Below are 17,964 nucleotides of genomic sequence, written 5' to 3'. Positions count from 1 at the left end.
ACCTCACCCTACGGGCGGGGTGATCAGTCCAGCACGAGGGTTTCGGTCACGTCGAACACCACACCCACCGGCGTGCCGGGTTCCGGCGCGTCCCGCAGCGCGCAGGCCGCCTCCAGGCGCGGGCCATCCGCCGGCTGGAGGTGGAGGGCCACATGGGTGCCCCTGAAGGTGCGGGCGGTGACCGTGCAGGGCAGTCCCTGGTCGGCCGGGACCAGCCGGACGCCGGCCGGGCGGACGAGGACCATGCGCTCGCCCTGCGCGGAGCCGTCCGGCACCGGCAGCTTGCCCCAGGCGCTGTCGGCCGCCGCCCCGGCGACGGTCGCCGGGACCAGGTTCTCGAAGCCGAGGAAGCGGGCCACGAACGCGTCGGCGGGCCGCTGCCACACCTCGAGCGGAGTCCCGGTCTGCGCGATCCGCCCGTCCCGCATCACCACCACCCGGTCGGCCAGCGCGAACGCCTCGCCCTGGTCGTGGGTGACGGCGAGCACGGTCGTCCCCAGCCGGCCGAACAGCTCCCGCAGTTCGACCACCAGCCGCTCCCGGAGCGAACGGTCGAGCTGGCCGAGCGGCTCGTCCAGCATGAGCAGCCGGGGCCGGGGGGCGAGCGCCCGGGCGAGGGCCACGCGCTGCTGCTCGCCGCCGGACAGCGAGGCCACCGCCCGCCGGGCGGCCCCCGGCAGCCCGACCAGCTCCAGCAACCGGCCGACCTCGGCGTCCCGTTCGCCCTTGGCGACGCCGTGCATGCGCAGCCCGAAGGCGACGTTCGCGCCGACGTCCCGCTGCGGGAACAGCTGGTGGTCCTGGAACATCAGCCCCACGCCCCGCCGGTGCGCGGGTACGCCCGCCTGGTCGCGGCCGTCGAGCAGCACGCGACCGTCCGACAGGGGCTGGAGCCCGGCCACGGCCCGCAACAGGGTCGACTTGCCGCTGCCGCTGGGCCCGAGGACGCACACCACCTCGTGCTCGGCGACGTCGAGGCCGGCGGCGTCGAGCACGGCCCGCCCGCCGAAGCGCACGGTCGCGGCGTCCAGGCTCAGCAGCATCTAGAACTCCCCGGTCCGGTCGGTGCGCAGCCGCTCGAGAACGAGCAGCGCGGCGGCGCACACCACCATCAGAATCGTCGAGAGGGCCATCGCCTGGCCGTAGTTGAGGTCACCCGGCCGGCTCAGCAGCCGGGCCACCGCGACCGGCAGGGTGGGGTTGTCGGGCCGGGCGATGAACACGGTCGCCCCGAACTCGCCGAGCGACACGGCGAACGCGAACCCGGCCGCGACCAGCAGCGCCCGCCGCACCAGCGGCAGGTCCACCTCCCGCCACACCCGCCAGGGCGAGGCGCCGAGCACGGCCGCCGCTTCCCTGAGCCGGACGTCCACCGCGCGCAGCACGGGCAGCATGGTCCGTACGACGAAGGGGGCGCCGACCAGCGCCTGGGCGAGCGGCACCAGGATCCAGGACTGGCGCAGGTCCAGCGGCGGCTTGTCGAGCGCGATCAGGAAGCCGAAGCCGACGGTGACGGCGGAGACGCCGAGCGGCAGCATCAGCAGCGCGTCGAAGCCCCGTACCAGCCGCCCCGCGTCCCGGCGGGCCAGCGCGGCGGCGGCGAGACCACCGATCACGACGGCGATGGCGGTGGCGGCGACGGCGTACTCCAGCGAGGTCCACACCGCGTGCACGGGCGCCACCAGGAACGTACCGCCGTCCGTGTCGGCCAGCGCCCGGTAGTAGCCGAGGCCGGGCGCGTCGAGGGAGCGGCGTACGAGCACGGCGAGCGGCAGGACCAGCAGCAGGGCGACGGTGACGAGGACGCCGGCGAGCAGCGCCCACTGGCCGGCGCCGCGCGGGCGCCGGGCGGTGGTCCGCGGGTCCACGAGCCGCAGGGCGGTCTCCCTGCGCCGTACCGTCCAGGCGTGCACGGCGAGGATCGCGCCGACGGCCGCGAACTGGACGAGGGTGAGGACGGCGGCCGTGGACAGGTCGAAGACCTCGGAGGTCTGCCGGTAGATCTCCACTTCGAGGGTGGAGAAGGCAGGGCCGCCGAGGATCTGCACCACGCCGAAGGAGGTGAACGTGAACAGGAACACCATCAGGGCGGCGGCGGCCACGGCGGGCGCGAGCGCGGGCAGGGTGATCCTCCGCCAGGCCGTGAGCGGCGAGGCGCCCAGCATCCGCGCGGCCTCCTCCTGCCGGGGGTCGAGCTGGGCCCACAGCCCGCCGACCGTGCGCACGACGACCGCGTAGTTGAAGAAGACGTGGGCCAGCAGGATCGCCCAGACCGTGGTGTCCAGCCGTACCCCCCACAGCTGGTCGAGCAGCCCGTGGTGGCCGACCAGGGCCAGGAAGGCGCTGCCGGCGACGACGGTCGGCAGCACGAACGGCACGGTGACGACGGCCCGCAGCAGCTGCCGGCCCGGGAAGTCGAGGCGGGCGACGGCATAGGCGGCGGGCAGGGCCAGCAGCAGGGTGAGCCCGGTGGAGGCGAGCGCCTGCCAGGTGGTGAACCACAGCACGTGCCGGAGGTCCGGCTGGGTGACGACGTCGGCGATCCTCCCGAACCGCCAGGTGCCGTCCGTCCGCAGTCCACGCGTGACGATGGCGGCCACGGGCCAGGCGAAGAACAGCGCGAAGAACGCGACGGGCAGGGCCATCAGCCCGAGCCGCGCCGCGCTTCCCGCGCGGTCCCTCCGCGGGACTACCTCAGTACGAGCGAGGTCCACGACTTGACCCACTGGTCACGGTTGGCGGCGATCCTGTCGGAGGCCATGGTCTCGGGGTCCTTGGCGGCCGCCCCGTACTTCGTGAAGTCGGCGGGGACGGCGGCCCCCTTCACGACCGGGTAGACGAACATGTTCAGCGGCATGTCCTGCTGGAACTCCTTGGAGAGCAGGAAGTCGATGAACGCCTTGGCGCCCTTGGGGTTGCGGGCGTTGTCGAGCAGCCCGGCGAACTCGATCTGCCGGAAGCAGGTGCCGTACGACACCCCGGTCGGGGCGGTGCCGGGCCGCTTCTCGGCGTAGATCACCTCGGCGGGCGGGGAGGAGGCGTACGACACGACGAGCGGCCGGTCGCCGCCCGCCTTCCTGCCCTCGGACGAGCCGGAGAACTCCTGGTAGTAGGCCTGCTCCCAGCCGTCGACGACCTTGACGCCGTTGGCCTTCAGCTTCTTCCAGTAGCCCTGCCAGCCGTCGTCGCCGAATCGCGCGGCGCTGCCCAGCAGGAAGCCGAGGCCCGGGGAGGAGGTGGCCGCGTTCTCGGTGACGAGGAGGTTCTTGTACGCGGGCTTGGCGAGGTCCGCGAAGGACTTCGGCGGGGTCAGCTTGTGCTCGCCGAACCAGGCCTTGTCGTAGTTGACGCAGACGTCGCCGTGGTCGACGGGCGTGACCCGGTGCCTGCCCTTGTCGAGCTGGTACTCGGCGCCGACGGTGCCGAGCCCCTTCGCCTCGTACGGCTGGAAGAGGCCGTTGTCGAGGGCGCGGGAGAGCAGGGTGTTGTCGACGCCGAAGAGGACGTCGCCCTGCGGGTTGTCCTTGGTCAGGATCGCCTTGTTGACGGCCTGCCCGGCGTCGCCGTCCTTGAGGACCCTGACCTTGTACCCGGACTGCCTCTCGAAGGCCTTGAGCACGTCCTTGGAGACGGCCCACGAGTCGTGGCTGACCACGGTCACGGTCTTGGTGCCGGCGGTGCCCTTGGCGTCGGTGGACCCGCACGCGGACAGCGTGACGAGGCCGAGGCCGACCGCCGCGGCCACGAAGGTCTTGCGGTGCACTGGATGTCCTCCTGGGGGTGGGCCAGGAAGAACGCGGCCCCGCCCGGGAGCCGGGCAGGGCACGACAGCTTGAGGTGGTGACCGAACTTCCTACCCAGAATGACCTGGGCGAGGTTCAGAGGGTCTGCGGCCTGGGTGCCGCACTCTCAGCGCTGTGGCGCTCCCCTGTCGGAATATGAAGATGTGTGGACGGGGTCAGATTACCGCTCGGTGGCCGCGAGCTGACCGCAGGCCCCGTCGATCTCCTGACCACGGGTGTCCCGGACGGTCACGGGCACCCCGTGGGCCGCGATGGCCTCCACGAACGCCTTCTCGTCCTCCGGCCGCGACGCGGTCCACTTCGAGCCCGGCGTCGGGTTCAGCGGGATGAGGTTGACGTGCACGGGCCTGCCCTTGAGCAGCCGCCCGAGCCGGTCCCCGCGCCACGCCTGGTCGTTGATGTCCCGGATCAGCGCGTACTCGATGGACAGCCGGCGGCCGCTCTTCTCGGCGTACTCGAACCCGGCGTCCAGCACCTCGCGCACCTTCCACCGCGTGTTCACGGGGACGAGGGTGTCGCGCAGCTCGTCGTCGGGGGCGTGCAGGGAGATCGCCAGCCGGCACTTGAAGCCCTCGTCGGCGAACCGGTGGATGGCCGGCACCAGCCCGACGGTGGAGACGGTGATCCCGCGCTGCGACAGCCCGAGCCCGTCCGGTGCCGGATCGGTCAGCGCGCGGATGGCGCCCACGACGCGCTTGTAGTTGGCGAGCGGCTCGCCCATGCCCATGAAGACGATGTTGGACAGCCGCGCGGGGCCGCCCGGCACCTCTCCGTCCCGCAGCGCCCGCATCCCGTCCACGATCTGGTGGACGATCTCGGCGGTGGACAGGTTCCGGTCCAGCCCCGCCTGCCCGGTCGCGCAGAACGGACAGTTCATGCCGCATCCGGCCTGCGAGCTGATGCACATGGTGACCCGGTCCGGGTACCGCATCAGCACGGACTCGACCAGCGTGCCGTCGAACAGCCGCCACAGCGTCTTGCGCGTGGTCCCCTGGTCGGTGGACAGGTGCCGGACGACGGTCATCAGCTCCGGGAACAGCGCGTCCTGGAGCTTGGCGCGCGAACCGGCGGGGATGTCGGTCCACTGCTCCGGGTCGTGCGCGTACCGCGCGAAGTAGTGCTGCGAGAGCTGCTTGGCACGGAACGGCTTCTCACCGGTCTCGGCCACCGCGTCCTTGCGCTCGGCGGGCGTGAGGTCGGCGAGGTGCCGCGGCGGCTTCTTGGCTCCGCGCGGCGCGACGAAAGTGAGTTCTCCGGGCTTGGGCATGGTCTTACCAGTGTCGCAGATCCACTTGGGTGGCCTGCGGCCGTGGCCCGCTGCGACGGTGACCGGCGTCGGTGAACGGTCACGAGCGTGCCCTACAGGCCGCGCAGCGCCTCGTACAGATCGCCGTAGGCCGCCCAGCAGTCGATGCTGCCGTCGTCGTACAGGCTGCCCATGTACCAGTCGTCGCCGTGGACGGACTTCACCAGGCACAGGCCGTGGAACCCGAGAACGATCGCCGGCTGAAGCACCTCGTGCTCTCCGGTGGGGCCGACCCACTTCACGGCCCGGTCCGGATCCAGGGCGACCGCCTCCGGGTCCCCGGACACGTCGCGGATTCGCTGAAGGGTCCACCCCGGGGGAAGCTGTGCGCCGGCCATCCAGGGATGCTCTCATCCGGCAGGCCGCGCCGGTCCGCCGGACGCTCCGGCGTGCGGGGCCTGGCCGTGGTTCAGGCGATGCCGTGCCGGCCGCCCCGGGTGACGTCGCAGACATGGCCGGTGCTGAGGTAGCCGGTGCCCAAGCACGCGTGACCGTCACCGTTCCGCATGTCCGGGACGGGGGCAGGAATCGGGGGAAGGGGAGGGAACGGCTGCACGCGTGCACGCGGCGGCCGTCCGGTGCTCCGCGGCTCCGTCCGGTTCCCGTCCGGTTCCACGGGCCTGCTCACCACGTCACGGGCAGCGTCCTCGGTCCCCGGATCAGGCCCTGCCGCTGGAACTCGACCCGCTCGGGCGGCACGGCCAGGCGGATGCCGGGGAAGCGGGCGAGGACCGAACCGATCATGACCTCGGCCTCCATGCGGGCCATGACGGCGGCCAGGCAGTGGTGCGGTCCGTGGCCGAAGGCGACGTGGGCGGCGCCCTGGCGGTCGAAGTCCAGGGCGTCGGGGTCGGGGAAGACCCCGGGGTCGCGGTTGGCGGCGAGATAGGCGTTGTAGACCACGTCACCGGCGCGGATCAGCCGGCCGCCTACCTCGACGTCCTCGGTGGCGATCCGGGGGATGCCGACGCCGTTGCGGTGCGGGACGTAGCGGAACAGTTCCTCCACAGCCCGGGGCAGCAGTTCCGGTTCGCGGCGCAGCCGGTCCAGCTGCGCGGGGTGGGTGAGCAGCGCGTACATCATCGAACCACTGTTGTTGCGGACCGCGTGACCACCGCTGACCTGCACGGCGATGGCGAGGGAGACCGCCTCGTCGTCGGTGATCTCGCCCGCTGCGGCGGCCTGCGCCAGCACTCCGGCCAGGTCCTCGCGGGGTTCCGCATGACGCTGCCGGAGCAGTTCGGTGATCCGGGCCCGGGTGGTCAGAGCGGCCTCCCGGGCACGCTCCTCGGAGCCGGCGCCCGCGGACAGCAGGGCCTCCCCCGTCTCCGCCCAGCGGTGCCAGTCCTTCTCGTCCACGCCGAGGAAGTCACGGATCAGGGCGATCGGGAACGGGCCGTGCAGGTGCTCCATGAGGTCGGCGGGCGCGCCCGCGCGCTCCATCCCGTCCAGCAGTTCGGCGGCCCTGCGCTCCGCGAGCGGGCGCAGCCGCTGCATGCTGCCGCCGGTGAACGCACGGGCGACGACCCGGCGCAGCCGGGTGTGCCGGGGCGGGTCGATGTACTGCAGCCCCGCCGTCTGGGAGGCCACCGGCGCCGGGCGCATGGTGGTGACGTCGCGGCCGACGACCCGCTCCCGGGAGAAGCGCGGGTCGGAGGTGACGAGGCGGACGTCCTCGTACCGGGTGACCAGCCAGGCGTGCCCCGAGCCGTACGGCAGCCTGATCCGGGCGACCGGCTCCTCGCGCAGCAGCTCGTCCAGGAGGGGGTCGGGGGCGAGCGCGGGCAGGTCATCCACGGGCCAGAACCTCACCGGCGGGTGGGAGGCGAGGGCAGGGCCGGGGGCGGGCTCCGAGGAGGCCGGGGCGGGGGTGGCGCTCGCGCCGGGGGTGGCGGGGGCCGGGTCGAGGGGCATCGCGGGCTCACTCCCTGCTGCGTCACCGGGCGGCGGCCTGCCGCGTCGCCGTGGGCGGCCGCACCGCCTTCCTGTCAGGGAGTCTGCCGCGCCCGGGGCCCGGCCGCCGACTTGTGCTGCGGCATCCGGGGCGGGACCGGGACACGGCATCGGGACCCGTCGACGGCCTACGACGGCCTACGACGGCCTTGCACGGCATCGGGACACGACGCGGGTACGACGAAGGTCCCCGCCCTGTGCCCGGGACGGGGACCCTGGAGCCGTACCGCTCAGGCCGATCCGACGAAGATCACCATCAGCAGCCACACCACCGGCGCGGTGGGCAGCAGCGAGTCGAGGCGGTCCATGATGCCGCCGTGGCCGGGGAGCAGGGTGCCCATGTCCTTGATCCCAAGGTCCCGCTTGATCATGGACTCGCCGAGGTCGCCCAGCGTGGCGCTGGCCGCGACCGCCAGGCCCAGCAGCAGCCCCTGCCACCAGGTGCCGTCGTCGATCAGGAACTGCATGCACAGCGCGCCCGCGGCCATCGCGAACAGCACCGCGCCCAGCAGGCCCTCGCGGGTCTTGCCGGGGCTGATGCGCGGGGCGAGCTTGTGCCTGCCGAAGCGCCAGCCGACCGCGTACGCGCCGGTGTCGCTGACGACCGTCAGCAGCAGGAAGGTGAGGACCCGCCAGGGACCGTCGTCGGCGGTGAGCATCATCGCGACGAACGTCGCCAGGAACGGCACGTAGAACGCGGCGAAGACACCGGCCGTGACGTCCTTGAGGTAGCCCTCCGGTGGTTCCGTCATCCGCCAGACCAGCGTGGCCAGGGCCGTCAGCGCCATGGCGACCCACGCGCCCTCGGCGCCGCGCACATAGCCGGCGACGACCATCGCCGCACCGCCGACCGCGAGCGGCACCAGCGGCGCCGTGATGCCCTTGCGCTCCTGGAGCCTGCTGGTCAGCTCCCACAGGCCGACGACGACCGCGACCGCGATCACCCCGACGAAGACGGCCTTCTCCACGAACAGGGACGCCACGATGACCACACCGAGCCCGACACCGACGCCTATGGCCGCGCTCAGGTCACGGCCCGCGCTCTTCTTCTGCGGCGCTGGCGCCGGCTGCGGGGCGTCGGGCATGGGCTCCGGGTTCTGGGTCTCGGCCGGGAGTGCCCCGGTCTGGAACGTCGCGTCTGGGAACAGGGGGCCGCTCAGCCGCGCGGCCCCCCGGTCGTCGTCCTGGTCTCCGCCGTACACGGGTCCGTCGGGCACGATGGGCATGGGGCGAGTCTGCTGCGCCTCAGGCGCATCGTACGCGGGACCCGCCGGGACGGCTCCCGGGACGGGCTGGGCCGGACCGCCCCCGGCGGACCCCCAGTACCCGGCCTGGCCCGCCGCCGACGGCGCTCCCCAGGAAGAGTCGCTCATCAGACTTCGAGCAGCTCCGCTTCCTTGTGCTTGAGGAGCTCGTCCACCTGGGCGACGTACTTCGCCGTGGTGTCGTCGAGCTCCTTCTCCGCACGACGGCCCTCGTCCTCGCCGACCTCGCCGTCCTTGATCAGCTTGTCGATGGCGTCCTTGGCCTTGCGGCGCACGGAGCGGATGGACACCTTGGCGTCCTCGCCCTTGCCCTTGGCGACCTTGATGTACTCGCGGCGGCGCTCCTCGGTCAGCTCGGGGAACACCACCCGGATGATGTTGCCGTCGTTGCTGGGGTTGACGCCCAGGTCGGAGTCGCGGATCGCCTGCTCGATGTTGCGCAGCGCGCTCTTGTCGAACGGGGTCACGACCGCCATGCGCGGCTCCGGCACGGAGAACGAGGCCAGCTGGTTGATCGGCGTCGGGGCACCGTAGTAGTCGGCCACGATCTTGTTGAACATCGCCGGGTGCGCACGCCCGGTGCGGATCGCGGCGAAGTCCTCCTTGGCGACCACGACGGCCTTCTCCATCTTCTCCTCGGCTTCGAGGAGGGTCTCTTCGATCACCACTTGCTCCTGCGTGTCTTGAGTAAGGCCCGGCTGCGGTTCCTGAAGTCGGTCGGCGGCCGGCTGCGTCGCGTCTTCTTCCTGCACGGTTCCCGACCGGCAGGACATTGTCCATCCCCCGGCCGGGGCGCGTCCCGTCCGTCCCTCGGACAGGTGGCGTTCCCCGGACGACGGGGGCGTGCGCCGGTCAGGCCCGGCTGCCCTCGTCACCCACCAGGGTGCCGATCTTCTCACCCTTGACGGCGCGGGCGATATTGCCCTCCGCGAGAAGCTCGAAGACGAGGATCGGGAGCTTGTTGTCGCGGCACAGCGTGATGGCGGTGGCGTCGGCGACCTTCAGGTCGCGGGTGATGACCTCGCCGTAGCCGAGGGCGTCGAACTTGACGGCGTCGGGGTTGGTCTTGGGGTCGGAGTCGTAGACCCCGTCCACGCCGTTCTTGCCCATGAGCAGCGCCTCGGCGTCGATCTCCAGGGCGCGCTGGGCGGCGGTGGTGTCGGTGGAGAAGTACGGCATGCCCATACCGGCGCCGAAGATGACCACGCGGCCCTTCTCCAGGTGGCGCACTGCGCGCAGCGGGATGTACGGCTCGGCGACCTGGCCCATGGTGATGGCGGTCTGCACGCGGGACTGGATGCCCTCCTTCTCCAGGAAGTCCTGGAGGGCGAGGCAGTTCATCACGGTGCCGAGCATGCCCATGTAGTCGGAGCGGGCTCGGTCCATGCCGCGCTGCTGGAGTTCGGCGCCACGGAAGAAGTTGCCGCCGCCGATGACGACCGCGATCTGGGCGCCGTCGCGCACGACGGCCGCGATCTCGCGGGCGATCTTGTGCACCACGTCCGGGTCGACGCCCAGGCCCCCGCCGCCGGAGAAGGCCTCTCCGGACAGCTTCAGCAGAAACCGGCCGCGTACTTTGCCGTCGTCGCTCTTCTGGGCCTTGGTGGTCATGGGGATCCCAACTTTCACGTGTTGCACATACGAAGAAGGCCATTGCCGATGGGGTTGCTTTTCGCTCCCATACGCGGCAATGGCCTCCTCGTCAGATCTGCTGCCGTCCGCCTCACGCCAGGGTGTGGCGGTGTGCGCGGACGACTGCGGTCGACCCTACCGAGAATTCCCGTCGGGTCGCGCGTCGATCGCGGTACGGACTCAGATGCCGACCTTGATGCGCGAGAAGCGCTTCAGGGTGACACCGGCCTCGTCCAGCACCTTCTGGACCGACTTCTTGTTGTCCAGCGCGTACGGCTGGCCGAGCAGCGTGGCGTCCTTGAAGAAGCCGTTCAGACGACCCTCGACGATCTTCGCGATCGCGGCCTCGGGCTTGCCCTCGGCGCGGGTGGTCTCCTCGGCGATGCGACGCTCGGACTCGACGACGTCGGCCGGCACCTCCTCCTTGGAGAGGTACTTCGGCGCGAAGGCGGCGATGTGCTGGGCGACGCCCTTGGCGACCTCGGCGTTCGGCTTGTCCAGCTCGACCAGGACACCGATCTGCGGGGGCAGGTCGGGCATGGTGCGGTGCATGTAGGCGGTGACGTAGCCGTCGGCGAACTGCGCGAAGCGGTCCAGGACGATCTTCTCGCCGAGGTTGGCGTTGGCCTCGTCCACGAACGCCTGGACGGTCTTGCCGGCCTCGATCTCGGAGGCGAGCAGGGCCTGGAGGTCGGCCGGGTTCGTCTTGGCGACGTGCTCGGCGATGGCCTTGGCCACGGCCTGGAACTTCTCGCCCTTGGCGACGAAGTCCGTCTCGCACTTCAGCTCGACCAGGACACCGGAGGAGTTGTCGTCGGCGATGATGGAGACCACGGCGCCGTTCTCGGCGGAGCGGCCCTCGCGCTTGGCGACGCCCTTCTGGCCCTTGATGCGCAGCGCCTCGACGGCCTTGTCGACGTTGCCCTCGGCCTCGTCCAGCGCCTTCTTGCAGTCCATCATGCCGGCGCCGGTCAGCTCACGGAGCTTCTTGACGTCGGCGGCGGTGTAGTTCGCCATGAGTCTGTGAGTCTTTCTCGAAGTCTGGAAGATCTTCAGATCCGCACGGTTGCGTTCCACATGTAGTCGCGGACCGCGTACCTGGTGCCGACCTGCGGGTGAACGGCGGGGGCGGAGTAGATGTCACCGCCCCCGCCGTCGAACGCTGACGGACCGGCGTCAGGCCTGCTCGCCCTCGGCGGCCTTCTCGCCCTCGGCCGGAGCGGCCTCGGCGGCCGGAGCCTCGGCAACCGGAGCCTCGGCAGCCGGAGCCTCGGCGGCCGGAGCAGCCTCGTCGGCCTTCTTCTCACCCTCGAGCAGGTCGCGCTCCCACTCGGCGAGCGGCTCGCCCGCGGCCTTCTCGCCCTTGTCGCCGGTGGCGACGCCGGAGCGGGCGATGAGGCCCTCGGCGACGGCGTCGGCGATCACACGGGTGAGCAGGGTGACGGAGCGGATCGCGTCGTCGTTGCCCGGGATCTTGTAGTCGACCTCGTCGGGGTCGCAGTTGGTGTCGAGGATCGCGACGACCGGAATGTTCAGCTTCCGGGCCTCACCAACGGCGATGTGCTCCTTCTTGGTGTCCACGATCCAGACGGCGCTGGGCACCTTCTGCATCTCGCGGATACCGCCGAGGGTCTTCTCCAGCTTGGCCTTCTCGCGGGAGAGGACCAGCAGCTCCTTCTTGGTCAGACCGGACGCGGCGACGTCCTCGAAGTCGATCTGCTCGAGCTCCTTGAGGCGCTGCAGACGCTTGTAGACGGTCGAGAAGTTGGTGAGCATGCCGCCCAGCCAGCGCTGGTTGACGTAGGGCATGCCGACGCGGGTGGCCTGCTCGGCGATGGCCTCCTGCGCCTGCTTCTTCGTGCCGACGAACATGACCGTGCCGCCGTGGGCGACGGTCTCCTTGACGAACTCGTAGGCGCGGTCGATGTACGACAGCGACTGGAGCAGGTCGATGATGTAGATGCCGTTGCGCTCGGTGAAGATGAAGCGCTTCATCTTCGGGTTCCAGCGACGGGTCTGGTGACCGAAGTGGACGCCGCTCTCCAGCAGCTCCCGCATCGTGACGACGGCCATGGCCGTTTCTCCTTGGTGTTCTCGGTTGTGCCGCGTCCGCCGGACGGCGGTCGCGCCTGACGCCCGCGATGCGCCGTGCCGCGAAGGACCGAGGGGCGCTTGGTACGAACCGTTGCCGGGACTCGTACCGGGGCGTGCGAAGTCGACCCGGTGACCCGGATCGCCAGAAGAAGTGTACGGGACCGGCGGGGCACCGGGTGACGCCGCTGTCCACAACCGGCGGGTGGTCCACAGGCTCCGGCCGTGATCGGCGGGCTGCGGGACGGTGTCGGCATGCGACACGTGATGCTCCGAACGGCCCTGCTGCTGGTCTCGGCGGCTACGGCACTGACTCCCGCGGCCCGCGCGGCCACCTCGCCCCCGGCCCCGCCGACGGCCCCGCCGGGGGCTCCGCAGCCCCGGGTCCCGGCTCTCGCCCGCGCCTGGCCGGTGGGCCTGCGCCCACCGGTCCTGCGCGGCTGGGAACCGCCGGCGACGGTGTACGGCCCCGGGCACCGGGGGGCCGACCTCGGCGCTCCTCCCGGCGCCGGGGTGCGGGCGGTCGCGGCCGGCCGGGTGCTGTTCGCGGGGCGGGTGGCCGGACGCGGGGTGGTCTCGCTGGAGCTGCGGGGAACGGACCTGCGGACCACGTACGAACCCGTGCGGGCCTCGGTGCGCGAGGGGGACCAGGTGGGGGCGGGTGAGGTGGTGGGAGCGGTGGAGCCGACCGGCTCCCACTGCGGGCGCACGGCGTGCGTGCACTGGGGCCTGCTGCGGGGCGGGACCTACCTGAACCCGTTGTCCCTGCTGCCACCGTGGCTGCTGTCCAGGGGACCGTCGAGGCTGCTGCCGGTCGTGCCGTAGCCGCGGGCCGGCCGCGGCCGGCCGCACGGTTCCTGCCGCCTGGGGTCGCCCTGCCCGGGGTCGCCCGCGGCCCCGGCGGGGCTCAGCCCACCACGCCCCGCAGCGCCATGGCCACGGCCGCTTCCGTCACCACCGCGGGGTCCTCCGCGGCTCCCAGTTCGATACGTCGCACCGCCGCGTCCACGACCCCCTGCAGCAGCATCGCCGCCAGCCGGGGCTGCCCGTGCCCCGTCTCCGCCAACGCCTCGACGATCATCGCGACCAGACCCCCGTGGGCGGCCCGGATCTTCTCGCGTGCCCCGGCGTCCAGCTCGCTCGCGGAGATGGCGACGACCGCGCGGTGCCGCCGGTCCCCGACCAGCGCCAGCTGCCGCCGCACATACGCCTCGATCATGCCCTCGGCCGACTCGGCACGCTCCATCGCCGCCGCGACCTCGGCCGCCCACACCGGGAAGTCGACCTCGCACAGCTCCTCGACCACGGCGGCCCGGGAGCGGAAGTACTCGTACACGGACGAGCGCGCCAGCCCCGTCCGCTCGGCCAGCGCCGGAAAGGTCAGTGCGTCCGTCCCGCCCTCGGCGAGCAGGGACCGAGCCGCGTCCAGCAGGGCGGCTCGCTGCATCGACCGGTGTTCGGCCACGGAGGCCGCTCGAATCCTTGGCACGCCGACCACTGTACGGAGGCACCGTCCCGGAAGGGGGGAGTCAGCGCCCGAAGCTCGCCAGCTTGGCCCGCAGCTGGAGCACCGACTTGGTGTGGATCTGGCTGACCCGGCTCTCGGTGACGCCGAGCACGTTGCCGATCTCGGCGAGGGTCAGGCCCTCGTAGTAGTACAGGGTGACCACGGTCTTCTCCCGCTCGGGCAGCGTGTTGATCGCCCGTGCCAGGAACCGCCTCAGCTCGCGGTCCTCGGCCACCTCCACGGGGTTGTCGGCGGCGGTGTCCTCGAGCGTGTCCATCAGGCTGAGCCGGTCCCCGCCCTCGCCGCCGACGTGCAGCAGCTCCTCCAGGGCGACCACGTTGGCCAGCGACAACTGGCTGAAGACCGCGTGGAGTTCGTCCACCTCCATGCCCAGCTCGGTGGCCACCTCCCCCTCCGTGGGTGTCCGACGCAGCCGCGCCTCCAGGGTGGCGTAGGCGCGCTCGACGTTCCGCGCCTTCTGCCGGACCGAGCGGGGGATCCAGTCCAGCGCCCGCAGCTCGTCGATCATCGCGCCGCGGATCCGGGTGATCGCGTACGTCTCGAACTTGATCTCCCGGTCGATGTCGAACTTCTCGATCGCGTCGATCAGCCCGAAGACCCCGGAGGAGACGAAGTCGGCCTGCTCCACGTTGGGCGGCAGCCCGACGCTCACCCGGCCCGCCACGTACTTGACCAGCGGCGAGTAGTGCAGGATCAGCTGCTCCCGCAGCCGGTCGTCCCCCGTCGCCTTGTACGACCGCCACAGCTCGTCGAGCGTCGAGGGTGCGGGGGGTCGCACGCTGCCGCCGTCGCGGGCGGCTGGGGGGATCGCCGCCCGGTCGGACCCGGAGGTGTGCTGGGGCATTCGTCGCCTTGTGCCGTTCTGCCGTGAAGTGCCGTGAAGTGCTGCGGAGTGGGTGGGGGGTGGAGTGGCTTGGTGGACGTGGTGGGCGGGGTGGGGTTCGTGCGGGGATGCGGGGAAGTGGGCTGCCTGGGTGAGGTGACGTCGGATGTCGGGTTGGCGCCATCTGCGCCGCCGCCTTTGTGAGCGTAGCGTGACTGCGGAGTCGCGGTGTGCGAACACCGAGGCTCCACCCGCGCGCGGGGCGCTCGCGCCGGGTGGGTGACCGCTGGCCACGGCTCGCTCTCCGTGACCGGCGCGAGGCGCCAACTCCGGGAAACTCCAAGGGCGTCGGGGGTTCCCCCGGACGGCCGAACACGGTCGGTCAGCATGGCGGGCGACCGGCGCGGACCGAGATCATCGCCTGGCGTGTCAACTTCCAGCCATCGCCGTGTCGTTCGACGTAACCAAGTGCTCGGAGTTCGTACAGTCTCGCGATCGCCTCGTCCCGCGTGGTGCGCGCGCCGAGCGCGATCTCGTCGGCGGGGGCGGGGCGGTTGCCGGGCAGGGCGGCGAGGACGCTTCGGGCGGCCGGTTCCAGCAGGTCACGCTGGAGGACCGGGCCGCGGCGGGACGGCGCGAGATCACCCATGTCGCCCACGAGTTCGATGACCTCGGTGGCGTCGGTGACCAGGGTGGCCTCTCCGCGCAGCAGTTCGTGCACGCCGGCGGAGAGTGAGCTGGTGACCGGGCCGGGGACGCCCATGGTGAAGCGGCCGAGGCGCCCCGCGGCCCGCGCGGTGGAGAGCGAGCCGCTGCGGCAGGCCGCCTCCACGACGACGGTTCCCCTGGTCAGGGCGGCGATGACCCGGTTGCGGAGGATGAACCGGCTGGGGGTGGGGTGCTCCCCCGGCGGCAGCTCACCCACGACCAGTCCCTGGTCCGCGATCCGGCCGATCAGGGCGGAGTGACCGCGGGGGTAGGGCTGGTCGACGCCGCAGGCCAGGACGGCGATGGTGGCGCCGCGGGCGGCGAGGGTGCCGCGGTGGGCGGCGCCGTCGATGCCGTAGGCGCCGCCCGACACGACGACCCATCCTCGCTCGGCGAGTCCGGAGGCGAGGGTGGCGGCCGCGTGGGTGCCGTACTCGGTGCAGGCGCGGGCGCCGACGACGGCCACGGAGCGGAGCGCCCACATCCGCAAATGGGCTGGGCCCCGCACCCACAGCCCGAGGGGCCGTCCGTCCCCGAGGTCGTCCAGCTGGCCCGGCCACTCACCGTCCCCCGGACGGACGAACCGCGCCCCCGCGGCCCTGGCCGCCTCCAGATCCCGCTCCGGCTCGGCCCGCCGGGCCCGCGCGACGAGCCCCGCCCACCGGGTCCCGCTCACCCCGGGCAGCGCCTCCCGGCCACACCGCAGCCGCCGCACCACCTCCCCCACCCCGTACTCCCGCACCCACCGCCCCCCGGCCTCGTCCCCCGGCTCGATCACCCGCCCGAGGAACACGCGGTCGAGCAGGTCGGCGCCGGGGGCGTCCCCGCCGGTCACGTCAGGGCTCCGATGGCCATCGGTACGCCTCGGGGGACGCCGGTGCGCAGTTGCAGGGCCAGGGCGACGTCGGTCGCGTCCGGGCGGTCGTGTCCGACGAGGTCGGCGACGGTCCAGGCGACGCGCAGGACCCGGTCGATGCCGCGGGCGGTGAGCACGCCGCGTTCCAGACTGCGTTCCGCCTCGGCCATCGCCCCGGTGACGGCCTGGTACCGGCTGCGCAGTTCGCGGCCGGGCACTTCGCTGTTGGTGCGCCAGGGGGTGCCGGTGAGCCGGGCCGCCGCCCGTTCGCGGGCGTGCCGTACCCGGTCGGCCACGGTCGCCGTGGACTCCCCGCGGGCGCCGGGCTCGGTGAGCTGGGCCCGGGTGACCGGGTCGATCTCGACGCGCAGGTCCACCCGGTCCAGCAGCGGGCCGGACAGCCGGGACTGGTAGCGGCGGATCGCGGACGGCGGGCACTCGCACAGCGAGTCGCGCAGGGAGAACCGTCCGCAGGGACAGGGGTTGGCGGCCAGGACCATCAGGAACCGCGCCGGGAACCGGACCACGCCGGCGCTGCGTGCGATGACGACGTGCCCGGACTCCAGGGGCTGTCGCAGGGCGTCCAGGGTCTGGCCGTGGAACTCGGGCGCCTCGTCCAGGAAGAGCACGCCCCGATGGGCGAGGGACACCGCGCCCGGGCGGGCGACCCCCGGACCGCCGCCGACCAGGGACTGCATCGTGGCCGAGTGGTGCGGGGCGCAGTAGGGGGCGACGTCGATGAGCGGCTTGCCGGGGGGCAGCAGCCCGGCGACCGAGTGGACGGCCGTCACTTCGAGCGACTCCTCCCGGGTGAGCCGGGGGAGAACGGCGGGGAGACGTTCGGCGAGCATGGTCTTGCCCGCGCCGGGCGGACCCTCCAGGAACAGGTGGTGCCCGCCGGCCGCGGCCACCTCGACGGCCGTTCGGGCGGAGGTCTGCCCCACGACGTCGGCCAGGTCGTGATCGTCGTGCTGGGCGGCGCCCATGCTGTGCATACCGGTGGCGGCACCCGTGCCGGGAACCCGCAGGCCGGCGAGGAGGGGATCGGGCCGGCCCAGTTCGTCCGGTGCCTCGTCGGGGACGGGTTCCTCGGCCAGGACCGCGATGAGCTGCCGCAGGCTGCGGACCCCGAGGACGGACACCCCGGGGACCAGCGAGGCCTCGGCGGCGGCGCACTCGGGCACGACCACCTGCTCGTATCCCGCGTCGGCCGCCGCGAGCACGGCCGGCAGGATGCCGCGGACCGGGCGCACCCGGCCGTCCAGGCCCAGTTCCCCGATCATGACGATGTCGGCGAGGACCCGTGGGTCGATGCGCTCGGCTGCTCCGAGCACCGCGCAGGCGACGGCCAGGTCGAACCCCGAGCCGGCCTTGGGCACGGAGGCCGGGCTGAGGCCGACGGTGAGCTTCTTCTGCGGCCACTCACCGCCCGAGTTCACCACCGCCGCCCGTACCCGGTCCCGGCTCTCCGTCAGGCTCTTGTCCGGCAGGCCCACCAGGGTGAAGGCCGCGACGCCGGGTTCGAGGTCGGCCTGGACCTCGACGACCACGCCCTCGACGCCGACCAGGGCCACGGAGCAGGTGCGGGCGAACGCCATTCAGGCCACCCCCCGCGCGTGCTCGACGGCCGGGGCGCCCCGGCGGGGCAGGAGGACGCCGACGAGGTCGATGCGGACGCCGCCCGGTGGCGCTCCTCCGTGGGCCTGGACCCAGTGCGCGGCGAGGGCCCGGAGCCGGGCGGCCTTCTCGGGGGTCACCGCGGCCATCGGGTGTTCGTAGCCACCGCCCCGGCGGGTCTTGACCTCGCAGACGACGAGCGCGTCCCCGTCCCGGGCGACGATGTCGATCTCGCCGGTCCGTCCGCAGCGCCAGTTGCGCTCCAGGATCGTCATGCCGGCCTCGGCGAGCCGCCGGGCGGCCAGGTCCTCGCCGTACTTGCCGATTGCTTCTCGTGCGTTCATGTCGGCACCACCTCCGGCGCCAACCGTCACGCATTCCG

At 72.5% G+C, this 17,964-nt stretch carries 17 protein-coding genes; 1 reads left to right on the top strand and 16 read right to left on the bottom strand.

The genetic code is table 11. The features are described from left to right. Positions 1–23: 23 nt before the first annotated feature. The 11 genes from ACZ7N4_RS20235 to rpsB form a co-directional block, all read right to left on the bottom strand. Positions 24–1,043, bottom strand: a complete 1,020-nt coding sequence (locus tag ACZ7N4_RS20235) for an ABC transporter ATP-binding protein (protein ID WP_471359680.1) — start codon at positions 1,041–1,043, stop codon at positions 24–26. Continuing rightward, positions 1,044–2,645, bottom strand: a complete 1,602-nt coding sequence (locus ACZ7N4_RS20230) for an ABC transporter permease (protein ID WP_471359679.1) — start codon at positions 2,643–2,645, stop codon at positions 1,044–1,046. A 44-nt stretch (positions 2,646–2,689) separates the two neighbouring features. Beyond that, positions 2,690–3,763, bottom strand: a complete 1,074-nt coding sequence (locus ACZ7N4_RS20225; protein ID WP_471359678.1) for a thiamine ABC transporter substrate-binding protein — start codon at positions 3,761–3,763, stop codon at positions 2,690–2,692. A gap of 200 nt (positions 3,764–3,963) precedes the next feature. Next, entirely contained in the window at positions 3,964–5,070 is a 1,107-nt protein-coding gene (gene rlmN, locus ACZ7N4_RS20220) for a dual-specificity RNA methyltransferase RlmN (RefSeq protein WP_471359677.1), read from the bottom strand. A 92-nt stretch (positions 5,071–5,162) separates the two neighbouring features. Next, a complete protein-coding gene (locus ACZ7N4_RS20215; protein WP_471359676.1) occupies positions 5,163–5,447 on the bottom strand; it encodes a hypothetical protein in 285 nt (94 codons plus the stop codon). Between the two features lie 286 nt (positions 5,448–5,733). Continuing rightward, the gene (locus ACZ7N4_RS20210) at positions 5,734–7,023 is read right to left on the bottom strand and encodes a cytochrome P450 (RefSeq protein WP_471359675.1); all 1,290 of its coding nucleotides are present in this window, start codon (positions 7,021–7,023) and stop codon (positions 5,734–5,736) included. A gap of 269 nt (positions 7,024–7,292) precedes the next feature. Then, positions 7,293–8,435: a phosphatidate cytidylyltransferase gene (locus tag ACZ7N4_RS20205; protein ID WP_471359674.1), complete on the bottom strand. Its 1,143-nt coding sequence runs from the start codon at positions 8,433–8,435 to the stop codon at positions 7,293–7,295. Beyond that, complete coding sequence (frr, locus tag ACZ7N4_RS20200; RefSeq protein ID WP_014675285.1) at positions 8,435–8,992, bottom strand: ribosome recycling factor; 558 nt, start codon at positions 8,990–8,992, stop codon at positions 8,435–8,437. Before frr ends, ACZ7N4_RS20205 begins: the two co-directional genes overlap by 1 nt. Before the next feature lie 187 nt (positions 8,993–9,179). Then, the gene (gene pyrH, locus ACZ7N4_RS20195; protein ID WP_471359673.1) at positions 9,180–9,938 is read right to left on the bottom strand and encodes a UMP kinase; all 759 of its coding nucleotides are present in this window, start codon (positions 9,936–9,938) and stop codon (positions 9,180–9,182) included. 201 nt (positions 9,939–10,139) lie between these two features. Beyond that, complete coding sequence (gene tsf / locus ACZ7N4_RS20190; RefSeq protein ID WP_471359672.1) at positions 10,140–10,976, bottom strand: translation elongation factor Ts; 837 nt, start codon at positions 10,974–10,976, stop codon at positions 10,140–10,142. A gap of 159 nt (positions 10,977–11,135) precedes the next feature. Next, positions 11,136–12,032, bottom strand: a complete 897-nt coding sequence (gene rpsB, locus ACZ7N4_RS20185) for a 30S ribosomal protein S2 (RefSeq protein ID WP_230919110.1) — start codon at positions 12,030–12,032, stop codon at positions 11,136–11,138. A gap of 273 nt (positions 12,033–12,305) precedes the next feature. On the opposite strand from rpsB, the gene ACZ7N4_RS20180 reads away from it, so the two are divergent. Next, the gene (locus ACZ7N4_RS20180) at positions 12,306–12,875 is read left to right on the top strand and encodes a peptidoglycan DD-metalloendopeptidase family protein (protein ID WP_471359671.1); all 570 of its coding nucleotides are present in this window, start codon (positions 12,306–12,308) and stop codon (positions 12,873–12,875) included. A gap of 82 nt (positions 12,876–12,957) precedes the next feature. Here ACZ7N4_RS20180 and ACZ7N4_RS20175 read toward each other — a convergent pair whose 3' ends face one another. From ACZ7N4_RS20175 to ACZ7N4_RS20155, 5 genes are all read right to left on the bottom strand, one after another. Continuing rightward, positions 12,958–13,515 carry a TetR/AcrR family transcriptional regulator gene (locus ACZ7N4_RS20175; protein ID WP_471359740.1) on the bottom strand — a complete coding sequence of 186 codons (558 nt, stop codon included), beginning with the start codon at positions 13,513–13,515 and terminating at the stop codon, positions 12,958–12,960. Positions 13,516–13,579: 64 nt separating this feature from the next. After that, entirely contained in the window at positions 13,580–14,422 is an 843-nt protein-coding gene (whiG, locus tag ACZ7N4_RS20170) for an RNA polymerase sigma factor WhiG (RefSeq protein WP_225823156.1), read from the bottom strand. A gap of 361 nt (positions 14,423–14,783) precedes the next feature. Then, positions 14,784–15,944, bottom strand: coding sequence for a DNA-processing protein DprA (dprA, locus tag ACZ7N4_RS20165; RefSeq protein ID WP_471359670.1), 1,161 nt, complete (start codon positions 15,942–15,944; stop codon positions 14,784–14,786). Further along, on the bottom strand, positions 15,941–17,563 hold the full coding sequence (locus tag ACZ7N4_RS20160) for a YifB family Mg chelatase-like AAA ATPase (RefSeq protein ID WP_471359669.1): 1,623 nt from the start codon (positions 17,561–17,563) through the stop codon (positions 15,941–15,943). The genes dprA and ACZ7N4_RS20160 overlap by 4 nt, the downstream gene beginning before the upstream one ends. Further along, positions 17,564–17,926, bottom strand: a complete 363-nt coding sequence (locus ACZ7N4_RS20155) for a YraN family protein (protein ID WP_471359668.1) — start codon at positions 17,924–17,926, stop codon at positions 17,564–17,566. Positions 17,927–17,964: the final 38 nt, after the last annotated feature.

Source organism: Streptomyces sp. NPDC107654 (assembly GCF_055639035.1).
The sequence above is the reverse complement of the archived record's forward strand: the minus strand, read 5'-3'. Positions and strand labels throughout refer to the sequence as shown.